Here is a 25090-nt window from a genome sequence, read left to right as displayed (position 1 = left end):
GCCTCATGAACTGAGCCCGCGTCCGCACTGTCTGGGCGAGTAATGACCAGTAGGTTCACCGAGTTGGTTGTCGACTGCCACGATCCGGAGAGGCTCGCGGGCTTCTGGTGCGCGGTCCTGGACTTCAAGGTGATGGACCGGAGCGAGGGCAAGGTCGAGACCGGCTCCTGGGAGCCGACCGTCGAGGAGGTCCGGGCCCGCCTGATGCCGCCCACCCTGATGTTCATCCGGGTACCCGAGGGCAAGACCGTGAAGAACCGGCTCCATTTGGACGTCAGCCCGATCGACGGCAGTACCGACGACGAGGTGGCCAGGCCGCTCGGCCTCGGCGCCGCCAAGGTGGACGTGGGCCGGGGACCCGGCCGGAGCTGGGTGGTCATGGCCGACCGGGAGGCAACGAGTTCGATGTCCTGCGCAGCCTGGCACCGTCCAACCACATGATGGGTCCCAAGGGTCAGTGGTCGTAGGCGGTCAGTGGGCGCAGGACGGGTTGTCCGCTCTGGTCGTTGTGCCGGATGACGGTGGTCAGTGTGAGGATGCGCTGCATGACACGGTGACGACGCCGGCGGGTGTGCGGCCGTGGTGCCGTTCCGCGAGCGCGGAGCCGAGCACGAGGTCGTCCCGGTGATGCGGGGCGACGAGCTGTACCGCACAGAGGAGTCCGTCCGGGCCCAGCCCCGCCGGGACGCCGATCGCCGGATGACCGGTGTCGCGGCGGGGTACTCGCAGGGGGCATTCCGCGGGAGGTCGCCACCGGGGCCGGGGCCGACCGCGGCCGGATCCACCAGTACTTCGGCACCCGCCAGGCTCTTCTCCGGGCGTCCGTCGCAGACTTGGCGGAGCGTCAGGCCGTCGATCGGGACGGGCGCCGGGAGCTGCCGTTCGCCGAACGCCGGGCAGCCATGTTCCCGGCATCGTCCGGAAGGATCCGAACCGGTCGAGCTGGAAGCCCTGTCGGCTCCGGACGGAGACGAGAGCCTCCGCGCACCGCCCCGGTACCGCTGCCCGACGCGGCGGACGGAGGGGCCGCGTCCGGCCCCGGTACACGGCCACACGGGGCCGGGCTTCAAGGCCGGTCAGCGGGAGGGCCGCACGCGCCGGCCCGGTACGGCCGCACGGGGCTGAGTGCTCCGCCCCGCCGGACAGCTCCGCCGGAGCGGATCTGCCAACGGGGTCCGCCGGTCGGGTACGGGGCGCGCGGGGCCGGGCCCCCGCCCCGGCCGGTCCGCCCGCTCGTCGCCGCCCCGACTCGGGGGTGCCTCCCGGTGGGCGGCCCCGACCTGCGACCCGCCGTACAGGTCGCCCCGCGCGGGGCTCGGGCCGTCCTTCCCTCCGACTGAGCCCCGGGCCCCTTACGCTGGACATATCAGTCGAAATCGGTCATGTATGCGCAACGAGGCGCGATGCCCCACGGGAGGCCATGATGAGCCAGCAGCCGGTCCTCCTGCCCTACGCCGACCCGGCCTTCGTGGCGGATCCCTTTCCGCTCTACCGGCAACTGCGCGAGGACGGCCCGGTACGGCGTGCCATCCTCGCCGGAGGTATCGAAGCCTGGGTGGTCACGCGGTACGAGGACGGCCTCTCGGCACTGTCCCACCCGCAGCTGAGCAGCGACGCCCGCGACGCGTCGGACCCCCGGCTCCTTGAGCGGCTGCCCGCCACCGACCGCGGGTCCATGCTGCACACCATGCTGCGCACGAACCCGCCGGACCACACCCGCCTGCGCCGCCTGGTCTCCCAGGCGTTCACCGCACACCACGTGGCGGGGCTGGAGCCGCGGATCCAGGAGATCGCCGACCGGCTGCTCGACGAGATCGTGCCGGCCGGCCGCGCCGACCTGGTGGAGAGCTTCGCTCTGCCGCTCCCGGTCACCGTGATCAGCGAACTGCTCGGGGTGGCCGTGACCGACCGGCACGACTTCCAGCGGTGGGCCGACGACCTCATCCTCCAGGGGGCCGAGCTGCCGGACCGGGCCCGGCTGGACAGGGCGTGGCAGCAGATGAGCGCATACCTGGCCGGACTCCTGGAGACCAAGCGGGCGCACCCGGGGGACGACCTGCTCAGCGCGCTGATCGTCGCCCGGGACGAGGAGCGGCGGCTGGACGAGGACGAACTGATCTCCATGGCCTTCCTGCTGCTCGTCGCCGGATACATCACCACGGTCAACCTGATCGGCAGCGGCATCGCCGCCCTCCTCGCCCACCCCGGCCAGCTGCGGAAACTGCGCGACGATCCGGCGCTGCTGCCGGGCGCGATCGAGGAGTTCCTGCGTTACGACGGACCGGTCAACCCCGGCATCGCCCGGTTCGCGCGCGAGGACGTCACCATCGCCGGGGTGGACATCCCGCGCGGGGCGACCGTGCTGGTGGCCTCCGCCATCGCCGACCGCGATCCGGAGTACTTCCCCGATCCCGACCGTCTCGACATCACCCGGCGGGACAACGCCCACCTCGCGTTCGGGCACGGCATCCACTACTGCCTGGGTGCGCCGCTGGCCCGGCTGGAGGGCCGGATCGCCATCGCCACCGTCCTGCGCCGCCTGCGCCGCCTCGCGCTGGCCGTGCCGCCCGAGGAACTGCGGTGGCGGCCGGGCGGGTTGCGTGGCCCCGAACACCTGCCGGTGACGTTCACCGCGGGCGCCTCGGACCGATAGCGCACGGCGTACGCACCGGCGGCGCCGTGCCGCCCCGCTCACCGCGACCGGGCGAGCCGGAAGCCGAGATCGTCGATGCGGAACGTCGGATGACTCTTTCGGCGGCACGAGGCCCGGCAGCCTCGGGGACGGTCGTATCCACCTCCACCACGGAACACGCGGTACGGGCCGTAGACCCGGGGGTCGTAGACGTCCCAGCACCACTCCCACACGTTGCCGATCGTGTCGAAGAGGCCCCACGCGTTCGGCGCCCTGGTCGCGACATCGTGCACCGCGCCGCCGGAGTTCCCGCGGTGCCAGGCGATCTCGTCCAGCTCTCCGTAGCGGTCGCCGGAGGTCCCGGCCCGGCAGGCGTACTCCCACTCCGCCTCGGACGGGAGGCGGTAGCCGTCGGCCGTCCAGTCGCAGACCACGTCCAGCCCGTCGGGACCGCCGCCGGTCGAGTAGCAGGGTTCGAGTCCCGCCGCCCCCGAGAGCAGATTGCAGAATCGAACGGCGTCCTCCCAGGAGACCTCCGTCACCGGTGTCCGCGGCCCCGCCGGTGACACGGGCGCCTCGCCCCGTACGGCGCGGTACAGCTCACGGGTCACGGGATACGGCGCCAGCCGGAAGGCCCCGACCTCGACTTTCCAGTTGGTCCGCGTGCCCTCGTCCCGCAGGACGATCTCCCCGGCAGGGATGTGCCTCATGTCCGCGGCGACCGCCTGTCCGAGCAAGGAGCCAGGGCTCATCGCAACTCCCCCCATGGTGCTGGACTTTCAAAGAAGCAACGATACAGACCGGAACTCCACGAGGCCGCACGGCGGTTCGGCGCCCCTGACACCTGACGGCGGGGTGCCGGCAGGACGGATGCCGGCGTCCGGGCGGTGGCACGGACGTTGCGGGGCCGGGCCGCTTCCGGAAGAGGTGTGCGCGTCACGGCGCGCTGTCGCGGCCGTCCCGGGGAGCGAAGGCATCGAGGACGTCCTCGTCCGTCGCGCGGGCGTGGAGGAAGTAGTCGGCCCACTCGGTGATGCCGGGGTAGGCGGAGTCGCGGCCGATCAGCTTCGCGGCCGCCGCGGTGTCGAAGTCCGTGGTGCGCAGTTCGACACCGGGGCCGAGGACGGCCCAGTGGGCTCCTGGCCGCCCGTAGGGCATGCCGACGCTGCCGGGGTTGACCACCAGCCGGCCGTGGGCGAGGCGGACGAACGGCATGTGGGTGTGGCCGCAGACCACGGTGCGGACGTCGGAGCCGAGCCCGCCGAAGACCTCCTTCCAGCGGTCGAGGCGGGAGTCGACCAGGACGACCTCTTCGTCGTCCCGGGGCGTGGCATGGCAGAACAGCACCTTTCCCAGTCCGCGCACGGACAGGGTGAGCGAGCGCGGCAACGAGGCGAGGAGGTCGAGGTGATCCTCGCGCAGTTGCCCGGCGGCCCAGGGGGCGATCGGATCGGGGATCGAGTCGCGCAGGCCACGGCGGTGTTCGAGGAGTTCACGATCGGCGTTGCCGCTGATCCATGCGACGCGGTCGCCGAGGCCGGTCAGCCGGTCGAGAACCTGATTCGGTTGCGGGCCGGCGGTGATGTCTCCGGTGAGCACGATGCGATCCGCGGTGCTCACGTCCGGTTCGGCGAGCACGGCGTCCAGGGCCGGAAGGACTCCGTGGATGTCGGACAGTACGGCTACTCGATTCAGCATGGTCACGACTGTGGGGCGAAAGCGGCCGAGGGGTGGAACTGTTCGCCCGGCGCGTAGCCCGGACAGGGGCCGGGAACGACGCCCTGCGGCCGGCCGGACGACCGGGACCGGGCGGACGACCGGGGGATTCGATCCCGGCTGCCGGACTCGCCACCGGAGCGGTGATCGAGGGGCGGACGAACCGATAGCCATGCATATGCGGATATTTTGGGTGATACGTTCAAGTCGGGGGAGCCCGGCGGGGGAGCGACAGGGAGTGCGGGTGAAGGAGAATCGGCGCACAGCGGCATGGGCGGGCTGGCTGCTCGTCGTGCCGGTCCTGGCGTCGGGCGTACTGCTGAACCTTCTCGCACCCCAGCCGTACACGGGCCTGCCCCTGCTGGCCGCGGCGCCGCTGATCGCCGGGGCGATGCTGCCGTACCGGGCCTGCGTCCTCGTCGCGAGCGCCGCCTGCGCGGTCTCGTTGGTGCTGGACTTCATCCGGGGGCGTTCCGCGTCGGCGACCGTCGTCGACCTTGCCGTCATCGGCCTCATCGGGATCCTGGCCCTCGGGGTCAATCTGCTGCTGCGCCGTCAAGGGAGGGATCTGGCCCGCGCGCGAGACATCGCGGAGGCGGTGCAACTGGCGGTCCTCCCGGACCCGCCGCCACGGGCCGGGCCGCTGGCCGTCGCCGCCGGATACACCGCCGCGCAGGTCGAGGCCAGAATCGGCGGCGACCTCTTCGCGGTGCAGGAGACCCCCTACGGCGTGCGCATGATCATCGGGGATGTGAAGGGCAAGGGGGTCCAGGCGGTCGCGTCCGTCTCGGTGGCGATCGGCGCGTTCCGCCAGGAGGCCGAGAACGCCCCCACACTGGCCGAACTGGCTCGGCGCCTGGACGACGCGCTGACCCGGGAGGCGAGCCGCAGCGGGAACGAGGCGTCCGACGAGGACTTCACCACGGCCGTGCTGGCCGAAGTACCCGGCGACGGCAAGCTGCTGCGCCTGGTCAACCGCGGTCACCCGGGCCCGTACCTGATCCACGACGGCGTGATCGAACGGCTCGACGCCACCCGCCCGCAGCTGCCCCTGGGCATGGGGCTCGGGACGGTCGCGGCACCGGACGGCGACGCGCTCACCGATGTCTTCCGGCTGCCGTCCGGCGCGCTGCTTCTCATGATCACCGACGGCGTCACTGAGGCACGCGATCGAACGGGTACGTTCTACGACCCCTGCGCGTCCACCACGCTCACCGGCCGCTTCATGGACCCCGGCGATCTGGTCCGGGCGGTGACCGCGGATGTCGCCCGCTGGACCTGCGACGGCCACCAGGACGACATGGCGATCCTCGCCGTCGCCCGCCGAGGCGGCCGTCCGCCCGGCTAGGGGCGTCCGTCCGGCCAGGGGTCGTCGGCTTGCTCAGCCACGGGTCACGCGTGGTCCCTGCCGGCCGAGACGGTCAGCAGGTGCGCCGGAGGGTGCTCGATCGAGAGGTCCGGGCGCCAGGCCGCGAGCACCTGTGCCGAGGGGCCGAACAGCGGCCCCGGCAGCGCGTCGGGCGAGGCCCACTGCCAGCTGCTGATCAGATGGGGCTCGGTCACCCGCGGGCTCCCCGATCCCAGGGTCACCACCGCACCCATCGACACCCGGTTGATGCCCGCGATCACGTCATGAAGCATGGCGAAAACCGTCACATCGGCCACGTCGACCTCCAGGCCCGTCTCCTCGCGGAGTTCACGGACGGCAGCCGCGGCGATCGACTCGTGGGTCGGGTCGACCTTGCCGCCGGGAAGCTCCCAGGTTCCGCTGTGGTGCCTGCCCAGCAGTACGCGCCCCTGGGTGTCCTGCACGACGACGCCCACTCCGAGCGCCGCCTGCGCCAGTGGCGGACGGGTGTTGCGGGACAGGGTGTCGGTGGGGGTGGTGTCCATGGTGCTCCTCGCGGATGGGCGTGGGTGCTACGGGCGCGGGGCCTCGGCAGTCCGGTGTGCGTGGAGGCAAGCCTATGTACGGCCGATTCCTCACCGGTGGCCGGCCGTCGTCGTCGCCGCGGCCGCCGTGCGCACCGCCCGCGGCGGACGTCACGGCCCCCTCGCCCACCGCCCCCACCACGGCGCATCGCGCCGGCGGGCGGCCCGGCCGCGGCCGTCCTGTTCGCCGGCATGCCCGGCCTTCGGGGGCCGGGCCGTCAGACGGTCAGGCGCAGCGAGGTCGGCGAGATGCCGAGACGTACCGTCTGACCCCATGTCAGTCCCAGTGCGTCCGCCTCCATTCCGTCGCCGAAGGCCACCAGCCGGTCGGACTCGACGGTGAGCCTCAGTCCCTGCTCGCGCCCCAGCTCGCCCGCGACCAGCGAGGTGCCGGTCGCGGGTGACGGCCAGGCCTCGCGGACGAACCAGAGCAGCCGGGCGTCGGTGGGGGCCGGGAGCCGCAGGGTGCTGCGGCGTTCCTGCCACACGGAGCGGAGCCAGCCCGTGGCGCCGGTGCCCGTGCCGACCAGGACGCCGGAGGAGGCCTGCGGTTCGGCGGGAGCGCCATCGGGTGCGTCGGGGCCGAGCCGGTAGCGGGCGGTCTGGTGGCCGGACGGGCCGAGATAGATCTCGTTGAGGGCGAGGAGGCGCTGGGTGTCGTCGGCGACGGCCTCGACCATGGTGAGTTCATCGGCCGCGCCGCCGGGGGACGCGGCCGCCCGGAGCAGGGCGGCCGCGTCGGAGGGCCGGTGGCGTACGAGCACGCCCGGATTGCGTCCGGGGTCGGTGTCGATGCCGACGACGGGCTGGCCCGACAGATACTTGGCGGCGTTGGCGACCAGCCCGTCCTGTCCGACGACGACCACCACGTCCTCGGGCGCGAACAGGAATCGGTCGAGATCGGCGCGCTCTACTCGCGACCGGCGCCACTGGAGCGGTACGGCCGCCGCCACATCGGCGAGCGCCTGCTCGGTGTGCCGGTGCCGCCGGGCCACCTCGTCGATGGACCGGCCGCGGCTGGAGAGGAAGAACGCGGCCTGGCCGTGCGTGCCGTGCCGGGCCAGCAACTCCTCGTACTCCGTGGTGCGGTGGACCAGGACCGCACGTGGGGCGAGGCTCATGCCGGGGACTCCGGGGCGGCCCTGCCGAGCTTGCTGAGCAGGCCGGTGAGGACGTCGGGGGAGACGGTGAGGCTGTCGATGTGCGGCACGTTCTCGGCCAGTGCGGTCGCTGCCAGGGCGTGCAGGGTCGCGGCGTCCACCTCGCCGTGCACCCGCAGCCAGGCCGCCTGGGACTCCGCGCGTGCGGCGCCGACCTCACGTGCGGCTTCGGCCTCGGCGCGGGCCAGCCGCACCGTGCGGGCCGCCTCGGCCTCGGCGCGCACCCCGTCGGCTGCCGCGTTCTCCTCGGCTTCGCGGCGGGTGTTGGTGCCGCGCTGTTCGACCAACTGCTCTTCCCGGCGGGCCAGTTCGATCTGGCTGGCGAGCTCGTTCTCGGCGATGGCGCGTTCCCGCTCCACGGCCACGGCGCGGCGCTCGTAGGTGGCCCGGTCGGCCTCCTGCTGGATCTGCTCGCGGGCGGGGGTGCGCAGGGCGCGCTCCACCTCGGCCTCGGGGCGGATGGCGACGACCCGCACCGCGACCACGTCGATGCCGGTGGCGGGCAGCCGGGGTTCGGCGGCGAGCCCCGTCGCGACCCGGTCGCGCACCGACGCGACACCGTCGACCAGGGCCTCGGCCAGCGTCGTCCGGGCGAGTGCGTCCAGCGAGTGCTGCTGGGCGGTCTCGGTGAGCAGGGTGGCGATCTGCTCCAGCGGCGCGCCCCGCCAGACCCCGGTGTCCGGGTCCACGGAGAAGTCCAGGCGGGCGGCGGCCTCGGCCGGGTCACTGATCCGGTACGTCACGGTGGCCTGCACGGTGACGTCCTGGAAATCGGACGTACGGGCATGGAAGGCCATCGCCAACTCGCGGTCGTTGACCGGCACTTCGGAGAGCGCGGCAGTCAGTGACCGGTACCAGAAGCTGAGCCCCGGTCCGTCGTGGGCGAGTCGGCCGCGCTTGTGGTGGCGGATGTGGGCGGTCGGCGCGGAGCGCAGATGGCGCCAGCCGAAGCGCCTGGTGATGTCGGCCATGTCGGGGCCCCCTTATTCTCGTCACGAGGACGATAAGGGGATTCGGTCGATATCGTCAAGGGGACGAGAATGATCGCCCGTGTGCCCGTCGGACTCCGGCGCGCCCGCCGGACGGGTGCCACTCGCTCGCGTGCCGCGCGAGGGCCGTGCGGCGTCGGCATCCCGCCGCCCGTGTGGGGCGGGGCGCGGTGGCCCGTCGCTGCCGCCGCGTCACGCCCGACCGCGGCCGCCGGTCGCTGCCGGTCCTGCTTGCCTACTCGCCCTGTGCGGCGAGGAATCTGGCCGGCACCTCGCCCCCGCCGTGCACGGCCAGATCGGCGCCGTTGATGTACCCGGCCAGGCCGCCCGCCAGATACAGGCAGGCGCGCGCCACGTCGTCCGGTACGGCCATCCGCCGCATCGGAATGACCCCGGCCACCGCGGCGCCGCCGTCCTGCCCGTACACCGGTGCCGCGCTCTCGGTGCGGATCAGGCCGGTCGTGATGTGGTTGACGCGCACCTTCGGCGCCCATTCCAGGGCCAGCGCGCGGGTCAGTCCCAGCAGTCCGGCCTTCGCCGCCGTGTAGGCGGCCGTGCCGGGCTGCGGGGTGTGCGCGGAGACACTGCCGATGTTGACGACCGAGCCGCCCTCGCTCTGGACCCGCATGACCCGGTTGGCGGCCTGCGCCGCGTAGAACGGGGCCAGCAGATTGAGCGCGACGATCTTCTCGACGAACCGCGGCGACACGGTGGCCGCGTCGGCGTCGGGGGAGCCGCCCGCGTTGTTGACGAGTACATCGAGCCGCCCGAACCGTTCCACCGCCGCGTCGACCAGCGCGGCGGCGGCTGCGGGGTCGCGTACATCGGCCGCCCGGAAGTGCGCCTGCCGGGCGCCGCTCGCCGGGAGTTCGGGCGGTTCGTTGCGGCCGCACACCAGTACCTCCGCACCGGCGGCGAGGAAGGCCCCGGCGATCGCGGCGCCGATGCCCTTGGTGCCACCGGTGACGATCACCGCCCGCCCCGTGAAGTCGAGGGGATTGCCGATGTCCATGGTCCGCCTCTGCCGCAGCCGTAGGGGCAAGCCGATCAGTTCGGTCAGTCTAGCGAAACTACCAACCGTTTGTTTGGTGATTGACGGCCGCCGATTGACCGCCGACGACCGGTCGCCACCGGTTGACGGCCGCTGTTCGGCCGTCACCGATCGGTCGCCACGGAGGATTGGCCGCCAGGACGGACGCGGACGGCCGGTGGCTCCCGAAGGAGTCACCGGCCGCCCGGGTGGTACGCCGCCCCCGTCCCCACGGTGCGGCGCGGGCGGGTCGTCGTCATCCGCTCGGACGGCGACCCGCGTCTTCGGGGACTACGGCGCGGGTGCGTCCAGTCCGAGTGCGGGGAGCACGGCGTTCTCCACGAAGCGGGAGAGATATGACTCGTCCGCGAGCTTCCCCTCCAGCAGGGGCCGGGCGCGCATCACGCCCAGCAGCTGTACGGAGACGAATTCCGCCGCGGGGGAGTCCGCCGGGATCTCGCCGCGCTCCGCGCCGCGCCGGACCATCGCTTCGATCGCCGCGATCTCCGGCACGATCAGCGCCTCGCGCAGCGCGCACAGCAGTTCGGGGCTCTGTAGCGCCGCATGGCTGAGCGCGTGCATCAGCGGGGTGTCACGTCCCGAGGCCGTGCCGATGGCCCGCGCGACCTCGCACAGGTCCCCCGCCAGTGTGCCGGTGTCGATGTGCGGCAGCAGCACCCGCCGGGTGCCGCGCAGTGCCGCCACGACCAATTCGGGCTTGGAGCCCCATTGCCGGTAGAGCGTGGACTTGCCGCAACGCGTCCGCGAGGCGACGCCCTCCATGGTGAGGGCCTCGTAGCCGGACTCTCTCAGGATGTCGAGCACGGCCGCGTAGAGCTCCTGCGCCCGCTCCGGCGTGATCTTCGAGCGGCGTGGCGTGGGGGCCGGTTCCTGCGCGGCTTCCTGCGACGGCATGTGCTCTCCCTCTCAGCGATTTTGCGACGAGGTCCATCGATACGCCAGTGTACCGAAACGCGCGTGTACCGATACGTTCACGTATCGGTACACTGGCGTATCGATATGGCGTGGGCCGGACCATGCCGCCGCAACACTGTTTAGTCAGCAAAGGGGCGCCGGATGAGGTACGCCGGTAGCGAGCCCGCAGATCGGGAGCCGGACAGTTCTGCCCGACCGCCCCTCGTCCGCGAGCTGCTTCTCGTCGTGGGACTCTTCGTGATCTACAAGCTCGGCCGGCAGGCCGCGAACGGTCACGTGGAGGAGGCGTACCGCAACGCCGGGAACGTCTGGGACTTCGAACGGTCCGCGCACCTGCCGGGCGAGGGCGCGGTGCAGCGTCTGCTGCTGCACGACGAGACACTGATCCACCTCGCGAACACCTACTACGCGACCGTGCACTTCCCGGCCACGCTGCTCTTCCTCGGGTGGCTCTACTGGCGCCGCCCGCGCCACTACGTCTGGTCGCGCCGCATCCTCGCCGCGCTCACCGGCGCCGCGCTCGCCCTCCATCTGCTGTTCCCGCTCGCCCCGCCGCGGCTGCTGGCCGCCGCCGGACTCGTCGACACCGGCCAGGTGTACGGGCCGACGGTGTACGGAGCGACGCCGGCGACCGACTCGATGGCGAACCAGTTCGCCGCGATGCCCTCGCTGCACTTCGGCTGGGCGGTGATGGTCGCCGTGGGGCTGATCGTCGCCACCCGCACCCGGTGGCGCTGGCTGTGGCTGCTCCATCCGCTGGTCACGCTGCTGGTGATAGTCGGCACGGCCAACCACTACTGGCTCGACTCGATCGTGGTCTCCGCGCTCTTCGCCCTGGCGTTCGCGGCCCTGCCGCTCCGGCGCACGCAGCGCGTGCGAGCACACCTTCCGTGGCACCCTCCGGCGAGTGCGCCCGCGCCGGCGGCCGTGCCGCGGCCCGCCGAACCCGCCGCCTCGACCGCCGGCGCCGCACCGCAGACCCACCCCGCGCCCTCGTACGCCTCGTCCGGGGCCCGGCGATGAACGCCACGGCGATCGCCGTGGCGCTGTCGCTCGTCTCCGCCGCCGCATACGCCTCGGCCGCGGTGGCCCAGTCCCGGCTCGCCGGGCGCACCGAGCCCGGCGCGGGGGTCCTGAAGCTCCTCGGGCGCGGCGCCTGGTGGTGGTCGGTCGGTCTGAACGCGTGCGGTGCGCTGCTGCACGTCGCGGCCCTCAAGTACGGTCCGCTCACGCTCGTCCAACCGCTCGGCGCCCTCACCCTGGTCGCCGCTGTCCCGCTGGGAGCCAGGGCCGCCGGACGCCGGGTCGCCCCGGTCGAATGGCGCGGCACGATCCTCACCCTGCTGGGCCTCGGCGCCCTGCTGACGACCGCGGGCGGCACCGCTCCGCACGAGACGCTCAGCCTCCCCGAGGCGCTGGCCGTCGGGGCCGGGACCATGGCCGTCGTCGCCGGACTCAGCCGCCCGGGGGCACGCCCCGGCCTGCGGCACGCGGCGGCGTCCGGCATCACCTCCGGAGTCGCCTCCGCGCTCACCCAGACCCTGACCGTCTCCGTCACCGACCACACCGGCCCGTTGCTCAGCTGGCGCGTGGTGGTCGTCGCGCTCCTGGTCTCCGCGTTCGCGATGAGCGGGCTCCTGCTCTCCCAGACCGCCTACCGGGGCGGCCTGGGCGCGCCGCTGGCCGTCGTCACCCTCGCCAATCCGGTGGCCGCGGCGGCCATTGGTCTGGCCCTGCTCGGCGAACGGTTCCAGGGCGGCGCGGTCAGCCTGGTCCTGGCACTGCTGGGCACGGCCGCGGCGGTACGGGGCGTGATCCTGCTCAGCCGCGCGCAGGCCGGGGCCCAGGCCGTTGCCGAACGGGCCGCGGCCCCCGCCGAACCCGGGCACGGGGCCGGATCACCGTCCCGGGTCGTGATCGGGAGCCGGGGGCCGTCGGACCGGCCGACGCTGCGACCGGAACCGGTCCGGGCCCCGGCGGGCGGCCCGTGACGCGACGCCCGCGGCACCGTGCGCTCCGTCGGGAGCGCGTCGCACGACCGCCGCGCCGCGCTCAGCCGCCCGACGGAGCCGGCTCCTCGTCGTGCGCCAGTGCCCGGGTCAGCCAGCCGATCCAGAAGTTCTCCAGATCGATGCCGCCGCGCAGCACCAGGTGCCGCAGCCGGTCCTCCTCGGAGTTCCGCTCGGGAGGGAAGTCCCGCTCCTCGATCTCCAGATACTCCGCCAGCTGCCGGTGGTGCAGCCCCAGATGACGCCGCAGTTCGGCGTCCAGCCCGGACGCTCCGACGACCGCCGCCGCCCGCATCCTCAGCAGCAGCGGATCCCGGACCTGCTTGGGGTCCTCGGAGCGGTCCACCCATGCGGACAGCGCCTCTCGGCCCGCGGGCAGCACCTCGTACTCCTTCTTCTGCCCACGGGCGGGCTGCTCCGACGGCAGCGCCCGGATCTGCCCGGCCCGCTCCAGCTTTCCCAGCTCGCGGTAGATCTGCTGATGCGAGGCGGACCAGAAGTAGCCGATCGACCGGTCGAACCTGCGGGTCAGCTCCAGCCCCGACGACGGCTTTTCGAGCAGGGCGGTGAGGATCGCATGCGGCAGTGACATGGAGTGCATCCTAAGGACGGGCGGGCAGTGGCCCCATGACGGAGGGACCGGGCCGGCCGGAAGCCCCCGGGCGGGGGCTTCCGGGGTCCGTCACAGCGAAGCCGCGAGCTCCGTGCCCTGCTGGATGGCGCGCTTGGCATCCAGTTCGGCGGCGATGTCGGCGCCGCCGATCAGGTGTGCGGGGCGGCCCGCGGCGAGCAGCTCCTCGTACAGCTCGCGGCGCGGTTCCTGGCCCGCGCAGAGCACTACCGTGTCGACCGGCAGAAGGCGCTGTTCGCCGTCGACCGTCAGGTGCAGTCCGTCGTCGTCGATCCGGTCGTAGGCGGCGCCCGCGATCATCGTCACGCCGCGGTGGCGCAGCTCGGTGCGGTGGATCCAGCCGGTCGTCCTGCCCAGCCCCGCACCGACCTTGCCGGTGCTGCGCTGGATCAGGTGGACGGTGCGCGCCGTCTTCGGACGTTCCGGTGCGCGGAGACCGCCCCGATCGCGGTAGCCGGTGTCGACGCCCCACCGCCGGAAGAACACCTCGGGGTCGAGGCTCGCGGCATCGCCCGGGTCGGTCAGGAACTCGGCGACGTCGAAGCCGATCCCGCCCGCCCCGATGATCGCGACCCGGTCACCGACCCGGACCCCGTCGCGCAGGACGTCGAGGTAGCCGACCACGCTGGGATGGTCCAGGCCCGGTATCGCGGGCGAGCGGGGGGTGACACCGGTGGCGAGGACGACCTTGTCGAAGCCCGCGAGCACATCCGCCGTGGCCCGCGTACCGAGTCGCAGCTCGACCTTCTCCTCCGCGAGGCGGGTGCGGAAGTAGCGCAGCGTCTCGTTGAACTCCTCCTTGCCGGGAACCCGGCGCGCCACGTTCAGCTGCCCGCCGACCTCCTCGGCCGCGTCGAAGAGGGTCACCCGGTGTCCGCGCGCGGACGCCGAGACGGCGCACGCGAGACCGGCGGGCCCGGCGCCCACGACCGCCACCCGCTTGACGGTGCGGGTCGGCGCCAGGGTGAGTTCGGTCTCGTGGCAGGCGCGCGGATTGACCAGGCACGAGGTGACGCGGCCGCTGAAGACATGGTCCAGGCAGGCCTGGTTGCAGCCGATGCAGGTGTTGATCGCGTCGGGGCGGCCCTCTGCCGCCTTGACGACGAAGTCCGGGTCGGCGAGGAACGGCCGGGCCATCGACACCATGTCCGCCCGGCCCGACGCGAGGACCGCCTCGGCGACCTCGGGCGTGTTGATGCGGTTGCTCGTCACCAGCGGTACGGAGACGGCACCGCGCACCCGCTCGGTGACCCAGGTGTAGGCACCGCGCGGCACGGAGGTGGCGATGGTGGGGACCCGGGCCTCGTGCCAGCCGATCCCCGTATTGATGATCGTCGCGCCGGCGGACTCGATCTCGCGGGCGAGGCGCACCACCTCCTCCAGCGAGGAGCCGCCGGGGACCAGATCCAGCATGGAGAGCCGGTAGATCAGGATGAAGTCGCTGCCGACCCGCTCCCGGACTCGGCGCACGATCTCGACGGGGAACCGGATGCGGTTCTCGTACGAGCCGCCCCAGCGGTCGGTGCGGTGATTGGTCGCGGCGGCGGTGAACTCATTGATCAGATAGCCCTCGGAGCCCATGATCTCGACACCGTCGTACCCCGCGCGCCGCGCGAGTCCGGCGGCCCTGGCGAAGTCCTCGACGGTCTCCTCGACCTCGTCGTCCGTGAGGGCGTGCGGGGTGAAGGCGCTGATCGGCGCCTGGATCGCGCTCGGCGCGACCAGGTCGGGATGGTGCGCGTACCGGCCGAAGTGCAGGATCTGCATGGCGATCCGGCCGCCCGCCTCATGCACGGCGGCGGTCACCCGCGCATGCTGCTCGGCCTCCGCCTCGGTGGTCATCTTTGCGCCGCCGGGCAAGGAGCAGGCCCGGGCGTTCGGGGCGATGCCGCCGGTGACCATCAGGCCGACGCCGCCCCGGGCGCGTTCCGCGTAGAAGGCGGCCATCCGCTCGAAGCCGCCCTCGACCTCCTCCAGGCCGATGTGCATGGATCCCATCAGCACCCGGTTGGGGAGGGTCGTGAACCCGAGGTCGAGCGGGCTCAGCAGATTCGGGTACGGGCTCATGCGGCGGCTCCTCACACAGTGTCGTTGCGCCAGTTGTAGACGAACACGACATCATTGTGCAACAAGTTGCACAATGATGTGCGTCGCAGGGCCGCGCGTGCGGCCGTCCCCCGGACGGCGTAACACCGGGACACGTCGGAGCCCCGCGCCACGGAGAGTGGAACCACGGCACCCGCCCGCCACGCGGATCGGGCCGGCGGGCCCGGCCCCACCGGCCCCGGCCCCGCCCGCCGCCCCCACCCGGCCCCGAACCCCAGCGGAGAACCCCCATGGCCTGCCTCGACCGGCGTGACCTCGGCCTGCTCGTCCTGCGCGTCGGCACCGGCGCGGTACTGGCCGCGCACGGCACCCAGAAACTGGCCGGCTGGTTCGGCGGCGGAGGCATCGAAGGAACCACCGCCGCGATGGAGGCCATGGGCTTCCACCCGCCGAAGCACAGCGCGGTCGCCGCCGGGCTCGGCGAGGCGGGTGGCGGCGCCCTGCTGGCCCTCGGACTCGCCACCCCGGCGGCCGGTGCGGCAGCGGCCGGGGCGATGGCGGGGGCCGTGGCCGTCCACGCGCCCGCCGGATTCTTCGCACAGGGCGGCGGCTACGAGTACCCCGCCTTCCTCGGCTTCACCGCCGCGGCGATCGGCCTGATCGGACCCGGCCGGTACTCCGTCGACCACGTCACCCGGCACGCCTTCAACCAGCCGTGGATGGTCGCCCTCGCCTTCGCGGGCAGCGCGGCCGCGGCGGCCGCGGTCGTCGGCAGGCGCGCCAAGGGCCGGGCCGTGGTCGACCCCGACACGACCTGACCAGCCGGCAGGACAGGGACCGGACGGCACCCCAGGGAGGGAGCCGCCCGGTCCCGGCCGCACTGCCCGGCTACTTGCGGAACGTCAGCGACGCGGCCGGGGAGGCGTTCCCGTACGCGTCGACGGCGACCACCCGTGCCACGTACCGCTTGCCCGCGACCGCACCCGGCACCGGGATGTCGAGGGTGTTGGGGCGGGGCATGAAGTAGAAGTCCGAGAGGACCTTGGACGAGACCACCGGGGCTCCCGTCGACGCGTCCGTGATGTCCACGTTGTAGTGGTGCACCATCTGGTCGTCCTCGGCCTGCGCGATCCGCAGCGCCGTGCCGCCCTTCGCGTCGTGCACCCGGGACAGCGGCTCACGGGTGGTGAACCGCGGTGCCGAGGTGTTGCGTTCGGCGTCGGTGTAGCGGAAGTTCTTCTTGATCTGCCGGCTCGTCGAACCCTTCAGGCGTACGGTCCAGGTGGCACCGCTCAGCGTGCCCGCGCTGGCGTACGGCGGCTGCCAGCTCGCCGACCACTGGCCACCGGTGTAGATGTCGTGCTGGTCCGCGGCCATGTTCACCCGCGCGATCTCCGTGCGGTCCTTGTAGACCTCCACGAAGAGGGCCTGTGCGGTCGGCGACTCGAAGCGGTCGGCGAGACCGTCCTCGGTGACCATCTGGTAGCCGTGGTCGATCTCGACGTACGACATCGAACCGTCGTTGACCGAGGTGAAGTCCCGCTGGTGGATCGAGCGGTCGTCGTTGACGTTCAGGTGGGAGTGGCCGGAGAAGAGGACGGCCTGCGGGAAGGCGCTCAGATCCTCCGCCAGCCGCGGGTTGGACGCCTGCTGACCGTCCATGGTCGTGCCCGTGGTGGGCCGGTGCCCCTGGACCAGGACGGGCTTGCCCGCGTACGCCGGGTCGGCGGTGATCGCGGCCATCCGCCCCTTCAGCCACGCGCGCTGGGCGGTGTCGGAGTCGTACGTCTCGGTGTTGACCGTGAGGACGTGCAGGCCCTTCACCTCGGACTCGTAGTAGCCACCACCCGAGTCGGGGAACCACGCCCTGGGGTATCCGGCCCGTATCGCGTCGAGGCTCGCGTCGTGATTGCCGTTGGAGATCAGCAACTGGGTGCCGGTCATGCCCTTGCGGGCGAGGTTGGCCTGGAAGATCTCGGAGACGATCTTGTGATCGGGCCCCTTGCCGTCGCCGTTGTCGTTGATCATGTCGCCGTTGGACAGGATCGCGTCGGGCTCGGGGAAGATCGACCCGATGGTGTCGAAGAAGCTCTCGTACTTCTTGTCGGCGCTCGCATGGCTGCCGACGTGCACGTCGGACATGACGACGAGGCGGGCGAGCGGCTTCTCCCGGGACTTGATCAGGTAGCCGTACGACACCGGGACGCTGCTCTGCTTGCCGCGGAAGGCGACCGCCGTGACATTGGTGTCCTTCTTGATCCGCAGCGGGCGGCCGGGGGAGTAGACGCGACTGTCGCGGGTCGGGGTCGTGCCGTCCAGCGTGTAGCGGACGGTGGCTCCGCGCTCGGCCCGGAACTTCAGTTCGACCGCGTGGTCGTAGCGCCCACCCGGAACGCTGACGCCGGGGGAGGCCGGGGTGGGGCGGCCGGGGGAGTGGGCGTGTGCGACGGTCGGGGAGACGAGCGCGACGGACGTCGCGGCGACGAGGAGAGGGGTGAGTCTCACGGGGGCACCTGTTCTCTGGTCCGGAATTCTGATCCGGGTTTCCTGGTCCGGCGTCATAACGGGTGAATAACCGGTCTGAACCAAAGACGTTAGGTGTCGTGAGTCAGGTGGCGGGGCGGTCCGATCGACTTTCCGATGAAGCGATCATGAATGTCTTTCGGTGTCGCTTGCGTGTCCTTTCGCCCGCGCGGTCAACTCCCCCGCGTCCGATCCGGCCGGTGGTGTCCGACCGGTCGTCTCCGGCCGGTGGTGTCCGGCCGGTGGTGTCCGTACCGGCCCTTCCGGTACCGCCCGGCCCGACGTCCGGGGAGCCGCCCCCGCAGGACTATGCGGCGGGAGCGGGTCCTGTCACCGTCACCTGGGCCGGCCTCAGGAGACGGTCGCCGACCCGGTAGCCCCGCCGCAGCACCTCGGTGCACACGGCCTCGCGGGCGATGCCGGAGGCGTCGTAGGCGATCGCCTCATGCGTGTGGGGATCGAAGGGTTCACCCGCGGCACCGACGGTCCGCAGTCCCAGCCCCGCCAACTGGTCCTGGAACGTGGCGGAGAGGACCTCGGCCGCGCCGTGGTCGTCGTTCTGCCGATGGATCCCTTCCATGACGTCCAGGACCGGAAGCAGACCGGTGAGGACGTTGACCACCGCGATCTCCTGCACCGCCAGGCGGTCGCGACGCACCCGCTTGCGGTAGTTGTCGTACTCGGCCTTCAACCGCTGCAGGTCCGCGGTCAACTCCGCGATCTGCTCGCGCAGTCGTGTCTCGTGCGGCCCTTCGCCTTCTGTCTCCGCCCGGTCGGTTCCCGCGTCCCGGTGCTGCCGGGGCGGAAGAGCGGCCGGGATGGCCGCGCTCCGGTCGCGCACCAGCACAAGCGGCCGCTCGCCCTGGCGCGGGAGGTGCGGATCCTTGCTCATCCGGTACCCCCCTTCTGGTCGTCGTCGACGATCTCGGCGTCGACGACTTCGTCGTCACCGGTGCTCGTGCCTCCGGGCGTGCCGGTACCGGTCGTACCGCCCCCGGCGGTTTCGCCGCCCTGAGCCTGCGCGTACAGAGCGGTGCCGATCCGCTGCGCGGCGGCTGCCGCCTTCTCGGTGGCGGTACGGATTTCGGCGGTGTCCTCGCCCTTGAGCTTCTCCTTGACCTCCGCCAGGGCGGCCTCGGTCTCGGAACGCACATCCGCGGGGATCTTGTCGGCGTTGTCCCGCAGCAGGGTCTCGGTCTGGTAGACCAGGCTCTCCGCCTGGTTGCGGGTCTCGGCGGACTCCTTGCGCCGCCGGTCCTCCTCCGCGTGCTGCTCGGCCTCGCGCACCATGCGGTCGATGTCGTCCTTCGGCAGCGAGGAGCCGCCGGTGACGGTCATCTTCTGCTCCTTGCCGGTACCGAGGTCCTTGGCGGCGACGTGCATGATGCCGTTCGCGTCGATGTCGAAGGCGACCTCGATCTGCGGGACGCCACGCGGGGCCGGCGGCAGGCCGGTCAGCTCGAACATGCCGAGCTTCTTGTTGTACGCCGCGATCTCGCGCTCACCCTGGAAGACCTGGATCTGCACGGACGGCTGGTTGTCCTCGGCCGTCGTGAAGATCTCGGAGCGCTTGGTCGGGATCGTGGTGTTGCGCTCGATGAGCTTCGTCATGATGCCGCCCTTGGTCTCGATACCGAGGGACAGCGGGGTGACGTCGAGCAGCAGGACGTCCTTGACCTCGCCCTTGAGGACACCGGCCTGGAGCGAGGCACCGATGGCGACGACCTCGTCCGGGTTCACACCCTTGTGCGGATCCTTGCCGGTCAGCTCCCTCACGAGCTCGGTCACCGCGGGCATCCGCGTCGAACCGCCCACCAGAATCACATGGTCGATGTCCGACACCTTGATCCCGGCGTCCTTGACCGCGTTGTGGAAAGGCCCTTTGCAGCGCTCCAGCAGAGGTGCCGTCAGCTGCTCGAACTGCGCACGCGTCAGCTTCTCGTCCAGATGCAGCGGGCCTTCGGCCGACGCCGAGACATAGGGCAGGTTGATGGTGGTCTCGGTCGCGGACGACAGTTCGATCTTCGCCTTCTCCGCGGCCTCACGCAGCCGCTGAAGAGCCATCTTGTCCTTGGACAGGTCCACGCCGTAGCCGTTCTTGAACTGCTTCACCAAGTGGTCGACGATCCGCTGGTCCCAGTCGTCGCCACCGAGCTGCGTGTCGCCGTTGGTCGCCTTCACCTCCACCAGGCCCTCACCGATCTCCAGCAGCGATACGTCGAAGGTGCCGCCACCGAGGTCGAACACGAGGATCGTCTGTTCGTTCTCCTTGTCCAGGCCGTAGGCGAGCGCCGCGGACGTCGGCTCGTTGATGATCCGCAGCACGTTCAGGCCCGCGATCCGGCCGGCCTCCTTGGTCGCGGTGCGCTGGGCGTCGTTGAAGTACGCCGGGACGGTGATCACCGCGTCCGTGACGTCCTCCCCGAGATGTGCCTCGGCGTCCCGCTTCAGCTTCTGCAGCACCCGCGCGGAGATCTCCTGCGCCGTGTACCGCTTGCCGTCGATGTCACCGGACTCGGGGAAATGCCATTGAGCGTCTCCCATGTGCCGTTTGACCGACCGCGCGGTCCGCTCGACGTTCGTCACCGCCTGCCGCTTGGCGACCTCGCCGACCAGCACCTCGCCGTTCTTCGCGAAGGCGACGACCGACGGAGTGGTCCGCGCACCCTCGGTGTTCGCGACGACCGTCGGCTCGCCGGCCTCGAGCACGGCCACCACCGAGTTCGTCGTTCCCAGGTCAATGCCCACTGCCCGCGCCATCGCTGCCTCCTTTGCGTGTCATCGTCCGCATGACATGGCATTTGTCATCTTTTGGACGACATTTTACAACCGGATCGGGGAGGAGCGCATGGCCGGATCGAGGCGGTGGCGGCGTTCGTGGCGGGAGCGGCAGACAGCGTCCGTCAGTCGTTCGGCGTCGCCCGGGTGTCCGGCCGGTGACGGCGGTGTGCGGGCAGCCGTACGGCGAGGAAGGCGGTGTCGTCGGTGCTTCGTGCGCCGACGACGGCGAGGTCTCGGCACCGAAGATGCCGAGCGGTTCACGGGCGCTGGGAGGTACGGGTTCCCGTGGCCGCGGCCGCCGGCTTCGAGGCGACCCGGTGCGTCACCGGTGCACGGGGGCTCCTGGGACCACTGTCCGCGTTCGCCGCAGCCGGCGGAGCCCGCGTGCGGGCCCGCCGCGTGAGGGACGACGTTCCCGGCAATTGCGGGATCGGGCGTGGACGGAGCGGCTCTGGCGTGCGGTGGAATCCCGCCGGGTACACGCTGACGGCATGAGGCCGACCCGCCGGTCGTCCTGCGCATGTGCTCACCCAACGAGCGCCGAAGGGCCGGCTCCGTTTACGGGAAGGAGCGGAGAACCGGCGGCCGCGGGTGCAGGGTGCGTGCCGTGCGTCACTCGGTGGGCGAGGGGACGCGCGTGCACCCGGTGGTGCGCCGACACCTTCGCGACGGCGCGGGCGGCACCCGGCGAGGGGCCACGAGGAGAACGCCGGGCTGGCGGACCGGGTACGCGGCCTGCTGAGCGGCCGCACCACCAAAGCCTGAAACCCGGTCGGGCCCCCGCCCCTCATGTCGACGACCGGTCCACCGGAAGGAGCATCGAATGCCGTCCTTCGAACGGATCATGCCGGTGGCCGGGGCGCCCTGCTGGGTGAACCTGATCGCACACGATCTGCACGCGGCGCAGTCCTTCTACACCGCGGTCATGGACTGGGAATTCCGGGACAGCAGCCTCGGGAGCAACTTCTCGGTGGCCATGGCGTACGGCGAACCGGTCGCCGGAATCGGATCCTGCTCACCCGGCGGCCCTCCTGCCGTCTGGACCCCGTACTTCGCTGTCCGTGACGCCGACGAGACGGCCGCCCGGGTCAGGGAGCGCGGCGCCACGCTCGCGATCGGCCCGTTGAAGCTCGGTGCGGGGCGCGCCGGGATCGCCGCCGACCGCGACGGGGCGATGTTCGGTTTCTGGGAGGGGCCGGCCCTGGCCTGGTCGGTGGGACGGGGCAGCGCTCCCGCCCGGCTGGACCTGCAGACCCGCCACGCGTTCGAGGCCGCCATCTTCTATGCCGAGGTCTTCGACTGGGCCCAGCCTCCCGGCGGCTGCATGGTCGACTACGCACAGGACCACGTCGTCATCCAGCTCGCCGGGCACACTGTCGCCACCCTGCGCGGCGGTGGCATCGAGACCGCCCCGGATCCGAAGATCCGTCCGCGCTGGATCGTCGACTTCCACGTCAGGGACAGCGAAAAGGCCGCGGCGGCCGCCGTCGCCGCCGGAGGCGAATCCTCGGCGGTCCCCTCACTCGCCGATGAGGCGAAGGGCGCTTTCATCATCCGTGACCCCGACGGCAGCCTCTTCACCGTGTCCGACGCCTGACAGGGCGGGGCACACGACTCCCGGCCGGGTCTTGACGGCGGTCGGCCGGTCCGGATTTCGACGGTGGTGCGACATCGCACGCACCTTCGGCGCCCCGCTGCCCACAGGCAGCACATCGAGACGTGCCGTCCACGGGCAGCACGTCGAGACGTCAGATGCGGGCGGCGGATTCGTAGAGATCGAGCAGCCGGCCCCGCGTCGCGTGCAGCCGCTGGGTGAGCACCAGGCCGACCCATTGGCTGATCGCGAATCCGAACGCGGGGTCCGACCGGCAGAGCGCGCGGACCTGCGGCGCGTCGAACTGGAAGGCACGGACGGGGCTCACGGTCTCGGCTCCGAGCTCCCACTCGAACGGCGGGAAGAGCCAGGACAGTCCGACCAGCTCGCCCGGCCCCAGCGACTCGATCTCCGCGCGACGCCGGCGCGGAAGCTGCGAGTCGAGGGTCACCGTGCCCGTCTTCATGATCCAGAAACGGTCGGCAGCCGTGTGTTCCTCGAAGAGCCGGTGCGCGGCGGGGAACCATACGTTGTCGGCAAGACTCAGGAGATGGTCGCGGTGGGTGGGCGTCAGCGACGTCACCTTGAATGTGGTGGTCATCGGAGAACTCCTCCGAGGAGCGGCTCTGCGGAGGGCGGAACCTCCTGCCGTCGTACGGCGTGCCCAGCATGGCGTCGCAGGATCCCGCGGGACGCGGCGCGCGACGGACACGGCCCGAGCACGTCGGCCCGCGCGGTCACGAGGTTCTGCCGACCTCTCGTAGAGGTGTTGTTCCCCGGCAGAGGTGGTCGAAGCCTTTCTCAGGTCGCGGCGTTCCAGCCCGTCGAGGGCAGGCCGCCACCGGTGCCGCTCGGCCGCCACGGTGAGAACCGAACCACGGCCGAGGTCAAAGGCGGTCTCCGGACGAGTTCCCGGGCGCCCGGTTGGTCTTCCCGCGATGGTGTCCCGGACGCGCGGTGGGGTCGCGCTGGATCGCTATGACCGCGGCGTCGTCGCCGAGCCGTCCGCCGGCGTGGGCGAGGAGGTCCCGTCGCAGGTGGTGCAGGAGTGCCTCGGGAGAACTCTCGGTCCACCGCTCGGCCCGCTCCGCGAACGGGTAGAAGTCTCCCTTGCGGTCGCGCGCCTCGATGACGCCGTCGGTATAGAGGAGCAGGGTGTCGCCGTCCTCGAAGACGGACACGTCCAGGCTGTGGGACGCGGGCCCGGTGCCGCTGATCCCCAGCGGTGGCGCGGGGTGCAGATTCGGCACGCTCACGGAACGCCCTGGGGTGAGCAGCAGGGGAGGGGGGTGCCCGCAGCTGGTCATGCGGATGACCTGGTCCTCGTCCGGGATCTCCAGGAGCAGCGCGGTGACGAAGCACTCCCCGGTCGCGTCCTCCGACTCGAAGTCGTCCTCGTAGCGGCGGACGCTCTTCTGGAGGGCCGCGGCGAGTGCGGGCAGGCCGGTGTGCTGGTGGGCGGCCTCGCGGAAGGCGCCGAGCAGAAGGGCGGCCTCTCCGATGGCGGCGAGGCCCTTGCCTCTCACGTCACCGATCAGCACCCGGGTTCCGCCTTCGACACGGGTGGCCGCGTAGAGGTCGCCCCCGATCAGGGCCTCGTCCTCGGCGGCCAGGTACAAGGAGGCCACGCGCAGTGGGCCGATACGGTCCGGCAGCGGCCACAGCAGGACGTGTTGCGCCGCTTCGGCCACCGACCGCACCCGGGCGAGCTGCCGTCCGCGCCGCTCGCGTATCAGGGCGAAGAACGCGGTCAGGACCGAGAGCACACCGATGGCGACGATCTGTACCAGTGTGTTGCGGGAGGACAGCACACCGAAGTACAGGCCGATGTACGCCTGGGTCGCCACGGCCAGAAGCCCGATGACTCCGGTCGACAGAGGGCCGGCGAATGAGGCGGTGATCGCGGGCGCGATGACCAGAAGAGGCCCCAGGCGGATGTCTTCCGGTGCCAGGATGTCCACCGTTGTGATCACGACGATGAGCGCAAGGGGAATCACCAGCAGGGCATGGCTCGGCCGCAATGGCTCCCGCAGACCCGTAAACCGCTCACTGAGGCCCACGTCTTCCACAGTGCACCGTCCCCGGGCGACGCACGAGTCGGCCCCGGGGAACGCCCACCGTAGAGGGAGGTCGCGTTCGACGTGCTTGCGGCCGCCGGTCGTCGGTCGCCGGGCGTCTACGCGATCTCAGCCTTCTGGGGGGAGTGTCGTGCGCATGGCAGTTCCTGTCCGGTCTGTCGCTACACGAGGTCCACGAGGTCGCGCGTGCGGGCCGTTCAGCGGGTGGTTGGCGCGGTCACTGCCCGCAGCGCGAGTTCCCGGCTCTTGCGAACGTGCAGGAGGGTGATCGCCCCGGCGGCGTCGGCGTCTCCCGCCGCGATGCGTTCGTACATTTCGCTGTGTTGTGCGCGCATGGGGGCGGGTTCCGTGTTCAGGCCGAACAGCAGCCGCAGTTGTCCGTTCAGCCGCTGCATGAGCTGGGCCAGCAACGGGTTGTCCGCCAGGGCCACGATCTGGTCGTGGAAGGCGGTGCCGGCGTCGTTCTCCGCCGTCCGTTCCCCCGCGGCGGCTGCGGCCTCGGCCCGGTCCAGTACGTCCCGCAGGTCCCCGAGAACGGCGGTGGCCTCCTCCGGGGCCGCGAGGGCCACACGGCGGGCCGCGAGGCGTGACGCCTGGATGGCCAGTGGTTCCCACACGTCGTACAGATGCTCCACATCGGCGCGCTCCAGTCGGCGTACCCGCACGCCGCTGTGCGGCAGCAGGTCCAGCAGGCCCTCCTCCACCAGCGCCCGCAGGGCCTCTCGCACCGGTACCCGCGACATCCGGAGGTCCTGGGCGATCTCGCGTTCCACCACGCGGGTGCCCTGGGCGTAGCTGCCGTCGACGATGCGTTCTCTGATGGCCCGGCGCGCGAGCTCGCTCAGTGGTGTGCGCGGTGCCGGAGCCGACGGCTGCCCTCCGTCTCCCTTCCAGCCGGTGCTTGCCGTCACGTGTGCCGTCCTTCCTGGGCCCTTGCTGACCTGTCCCGGAACTCGCGAGTCATCGGGGTCTCGTGGGCCACCGGGCATCCCGTCACCCTATGCGTGGGGTGAGGTGACGGGGCGCCGCCGGG

Annotated in this window: 21 protein-coding genes and 1 pseudogene; 7 read left to right on the top strand and 15 right to left on the bottom strand. The window is 71.8% G+C overall.

Going from position 1 to position 25090, the window contains the following annotated elements:
- Nucleotides 1–42 precede the first annotated feature (42 nt).
- Together ACFVT1_RS09845 and ACFVT1_RS09840 are read left to right on the top strand one after the other, a co-directional pair.
- Nucleotides 43–467: pseudogene (locus tag ACFVT1_RS09845) on the top strand (VOC family protein).
- A 956-nt stretch (nt 468–1423) separates the two neighbouring features.
- Entirely contained in the window at nt 1424–2653 is a 1230-nt protein-coding gene (locus tag ACFVT1_RS09840) for a cytochrome P450 (RefSeq protein WP_389793908.1), read from the top strand.
- Between the two features lie 38 nt (nt 2654–2691).
- On the opposite strand, the gene ACFVT1_RS09835 is transcribed toward ACFVT1_RS09840, so the two are convergent.
- Nucleotides 2692–3384: a formylglycine-generating enzyme family protein gene (locus ACFVT1_RS09835; RefSeq protein ID WP_389793906.1), complete on the bottom strand. Its 693-nt coding sequence runs from the start codon at nt 3382–3384 to the stop codon at nt 2692–2694.
- A 184-nt stretch (nt 3385–3568) separates the two neighbouring features.
- Nucleotides 3569–4330 (bottom strand): metallophosphoesterase family protein, encoded by a 762-nt coding sequence (locus ACFVT1_RS09830; protein WP_389793905.1) that lies wholly within the window; start codon nt 4328–4330, stop codon nt 3569–3571.
- A gap of 262 nt (nt 4331–4592) precedes the next feature.
- On the opposite strand from ACFVT1_RS09830, the gene ACFVT1_RS09825 reads away from it, so the two are divergent.
- Nucleotides 4593–5696 (top strand): PP2C family protein-serine/threonine phosphatase, encoded by a 1104-nt coding sequence (locus ACFVT1_RS09825; RefSeq protein WP_389793903.1) that lies wholly within the window; start codon nt 4593–4595, stop codon nt 5694–5696.
- 44 nt (nt 5697–5740) lie between these two features.
- Here the strand turns inward: ACFVT1_RS09825 and ACFVT1_RS09820 are convergent, their stop codons facing one another.
- The 5 genes from ACFVT1_RS09820 to ACFVT1_RS09800 form a co-directional block, all read right to left on the bottom strand.
- The gene (locus tag ACFVT1_RS09820; RefSeq protein WP_389793902.1) at nt 5741–6241 is read right to left on the bottom strand and encodes an NUDIX hydrolase; all 501 of its coding nucleotides are present in this window, start codon (nt 6239–6241) and stop codon (nt 5741–5743) included.
- A gap of 257 nt (nt 6242–6498) precedes the next feature.
- Nucleotides 6499–7401 (bottom strand): hypothetical protein, encoded by a 903-nt coding sequence (locus tag ACFVT1_RS09815; protein WP_389793900.1) that lies wholly within the window; start codon nt 7399–7401, stop codon nt 6499–6501.
- Complete coding sequence (locus ACFVT1_RS09810) at nt 7398–8411, bottom strand: SPFH domain-containing protein (protein WP_389793898.1); 1014 nt, start codon at nt 8409–8411, stop codon at nt 7398–7400. The genes ACFVT1_RS09815 and ACFVT1_RS09810 overlap by 4 nt, the downstream gene beginning before the upstream one ends.
- 253 nt (nt 8412–8664) lie before the next feature.
- Nucleotides 8665–9441, bottom strand: a complete 777-nt coding sequence (locus ACFVT1_RS09805) for an SDR family oxidoreductase (RefSeq protein WP_389793897.1) — start codon at nt 9439–9441, stop codon at nt 8665–8667.
- 309 nt (nt 9442–9750) lie between these two features.
- Complete coding sequence (locus ACFVT1_RS09800; protein ID WP_389793895.1) at nt 9751–10374, bottom strand: TetR/AcrR family transcriptional regulator; 624 nt, start codon at nt 10372–10374, stop codon at nt 9751–9753.
- Nucleotides 10375–10536: 162 nt separating this feature from the next.
- On the opposite strand from ACFVT1_RS09800, the gene ACFVT1_RS09795 reads away from it, so the two are divergent.
- Together ACFVT1_RS09795 and ACFVT1_RS09790 are read left to right on the top strand one after the other, a co-directional pair.
- A complete protein-coding gene (locus tag ACFVT1_RS09795) occupies nt 10537–11418 on the top strand; it encodes a phosphatase PAP2 family protein (RefSeq protein ID WP_389793893.1) in 882 nt (293 codons plus the stop codon).
- The gene (locus tag ACFVT1_RS09790) at nt 11415–12386 is read left to right on the top strand and encodes a hypothetical protein (RefSeq protein WP_389793891.1); all 972 of its coding nucleotides are present in this window, start codon (nt 11415–11417) and stop codon (nt 12384–12386) included. Before ACFVT1_RS09795 ends, ACFVT1_RS09790 begins: the two co-directional genes overlap by 4 nt.
- 61 nt (nt 12387–12447) lie before the next feature.
- Here ACFVT1_RS09790 and ACFVT1_RS09785 read toward each other — a convergent pair whose 3' ends face one another.
- On the bottom strand, nt 12448–12996 hold the full coding sequence (locus tag ACFVT1_RS09785) for a PadR family transcriptional regulator (RefSeq protein ID WP_389793889.1): 549 nt from the start codon (nt 12994–12996) through the stop codon (nt 12448–12450).
- Nucleotides 12997–13086: 90 nt separating this feature from the next.
- Nucleotides 13087–15102: an FAD-dependent oxidoreductase gene (locus tag ACFVT1_RS09780; RefSeq protein ID WP_389793887.1), complete on the bottom strand. Its 2016-nt coding sequence runs from the start codon at nt 15100–15102 to the stop codon at nt 13087–13089.
- A gap of 269 nt (nt 15103–15371) precedes the next feature.
- Here ACFVT1_RS09780 and ACFVT1_RS09775 point away from each other — a divergent pair, with 269 nt between their 5' ends.
- Nucleotides 15372–15899 (top strand): DoxX family protein, encoded by a 528-nt coding sequence (locus ACFVT1_RS09775; RefSeq protein ID WP_389793885.1) that lies wholly within the window; start codon nt 15372–15374, stop codon nt 15897–15899.
- A gap of 70 nt (nt 15900–15969) precedes the next feature.
- Here ACFVT1_RS09775 and ACFVT1_RS09770 read toward each other — a convergent pair whose 3' ends face one another.
- The 3 genes from ACFVT1_RS09770 to dnaK form a co-directional block, all read right to left on the bottom strand.
- Nucleotides 15970–17586 carry a chitobiase/beta-hexosaminidase C-terminal domain-containing protein gene (locus ACFVT1_RS09770; RefSeq protein ID WP_389793883.1) on the bottom strand — a complete coding sequence of 539 codons (1617 nt, stop codon included), beginning with the start codon at nt 17584–17586 and terminating at the stop codon, nt 15970–15972.
- 325 nt (nt 17587–17911) lie between these two features.
- Complete coding sequence (gene grpE / locus ACFVT1_RS09765) at nt 17912–18496, bottom strand: nucleotide exchange factor GrpE (protein ID WP_389793881.1); 585 nt, start codon at nt 18494–18496, stop codon at nt 17912–17914.
- Nucleotides 18493–20364, bottom strand: coding sequence for a molecular chaperone DnaK (dnaK, locus tag ACFVT1_RS09760; protein ID WP_389793879.1), 1872 nt, complete (start codon nt 20362–20364; stop codon nt 18493–18495). Before dnaK ends, grpE begins: the two co-directional genes overlap by 4 nt.
- Nucleotides 20365–21208: 844 nt before the next feature.
- Here dnaK and ACFVT1_RS09755 point away from each other — a divergent pair.
- The gene (locus ACFVT1_RS09755) at nt 21209–21982 is read left to right on the top strand and encodes a VOC family protein (RefSeq protein WP_389793877.1); all 774 of its coding nucleotides are present in this window, start codon (nt 21209–21211) and stop codon (nt 21980–21982) included.
- 151 nt (nt 21983–22133) lie between these two features.
- Here the strand turns inward: ACFVT1_RS09755 and ACFVT1_RS09750 are convergent, their stop codons facing one another.
- From ACFVT1_RS09750 to ACFVT1_RS09740, 3 genes are all read right to left on the bottom strand, one after another.
- Nucleotides 22134–22580 carry a Crp/Fnr family transcriptional regulator gene (locus ACFVT1_RS09750; protein WP_389793875.1) on the bottom strand — a complete coding sequence of 149 codons (447 nt, stop codon included), beginning with the start codon at nt 22578–22580 and terminating at the stop codon, nt 22134–22136.
- Between the two features lie 286 nt (nt 22581–22866).
- The gene (locus ACFVT1_RS09745; protein ID WP_389794079.1) at nt 22867–24012 is read right to left on the bottom strand and encodes a PP2C family protein-serine/threonine phosphatase; all 1146 of its coding nucleotides are present in this window, start codon (nt 24010–24012) and stop codon (nt 22867–22869) included.
- Between the two features lie 242 nt (nt 24013–24254).
- Nucleotides 24255–24968 (bottom strand): GntR family transcriptional regulator, encoded by a 714-nt coding sequence (locus ACFVT1_RS09740; protein WP_389793873.1) that lies wholly within the window; start codon nt 24966–24968, stop codon nt 24255–24257.
- Between the last annotated feature and the right edge of the window lie 122 nt (nt 24969–25090).

Origin of the sequence: Streptomyces sp. NPDC057963, from assembly GCF_042887155.1 — a bacterium.
In the GTDB taxonomy this organism is placed as follows: Bacteria; Actinomycetota; Actinomycetes; order Streptomycetales; family Streptomycetaceae; genus Streptomyces.
This window is presented reverse-complemented; position numbering and strand designations above follow the sequence as displayed.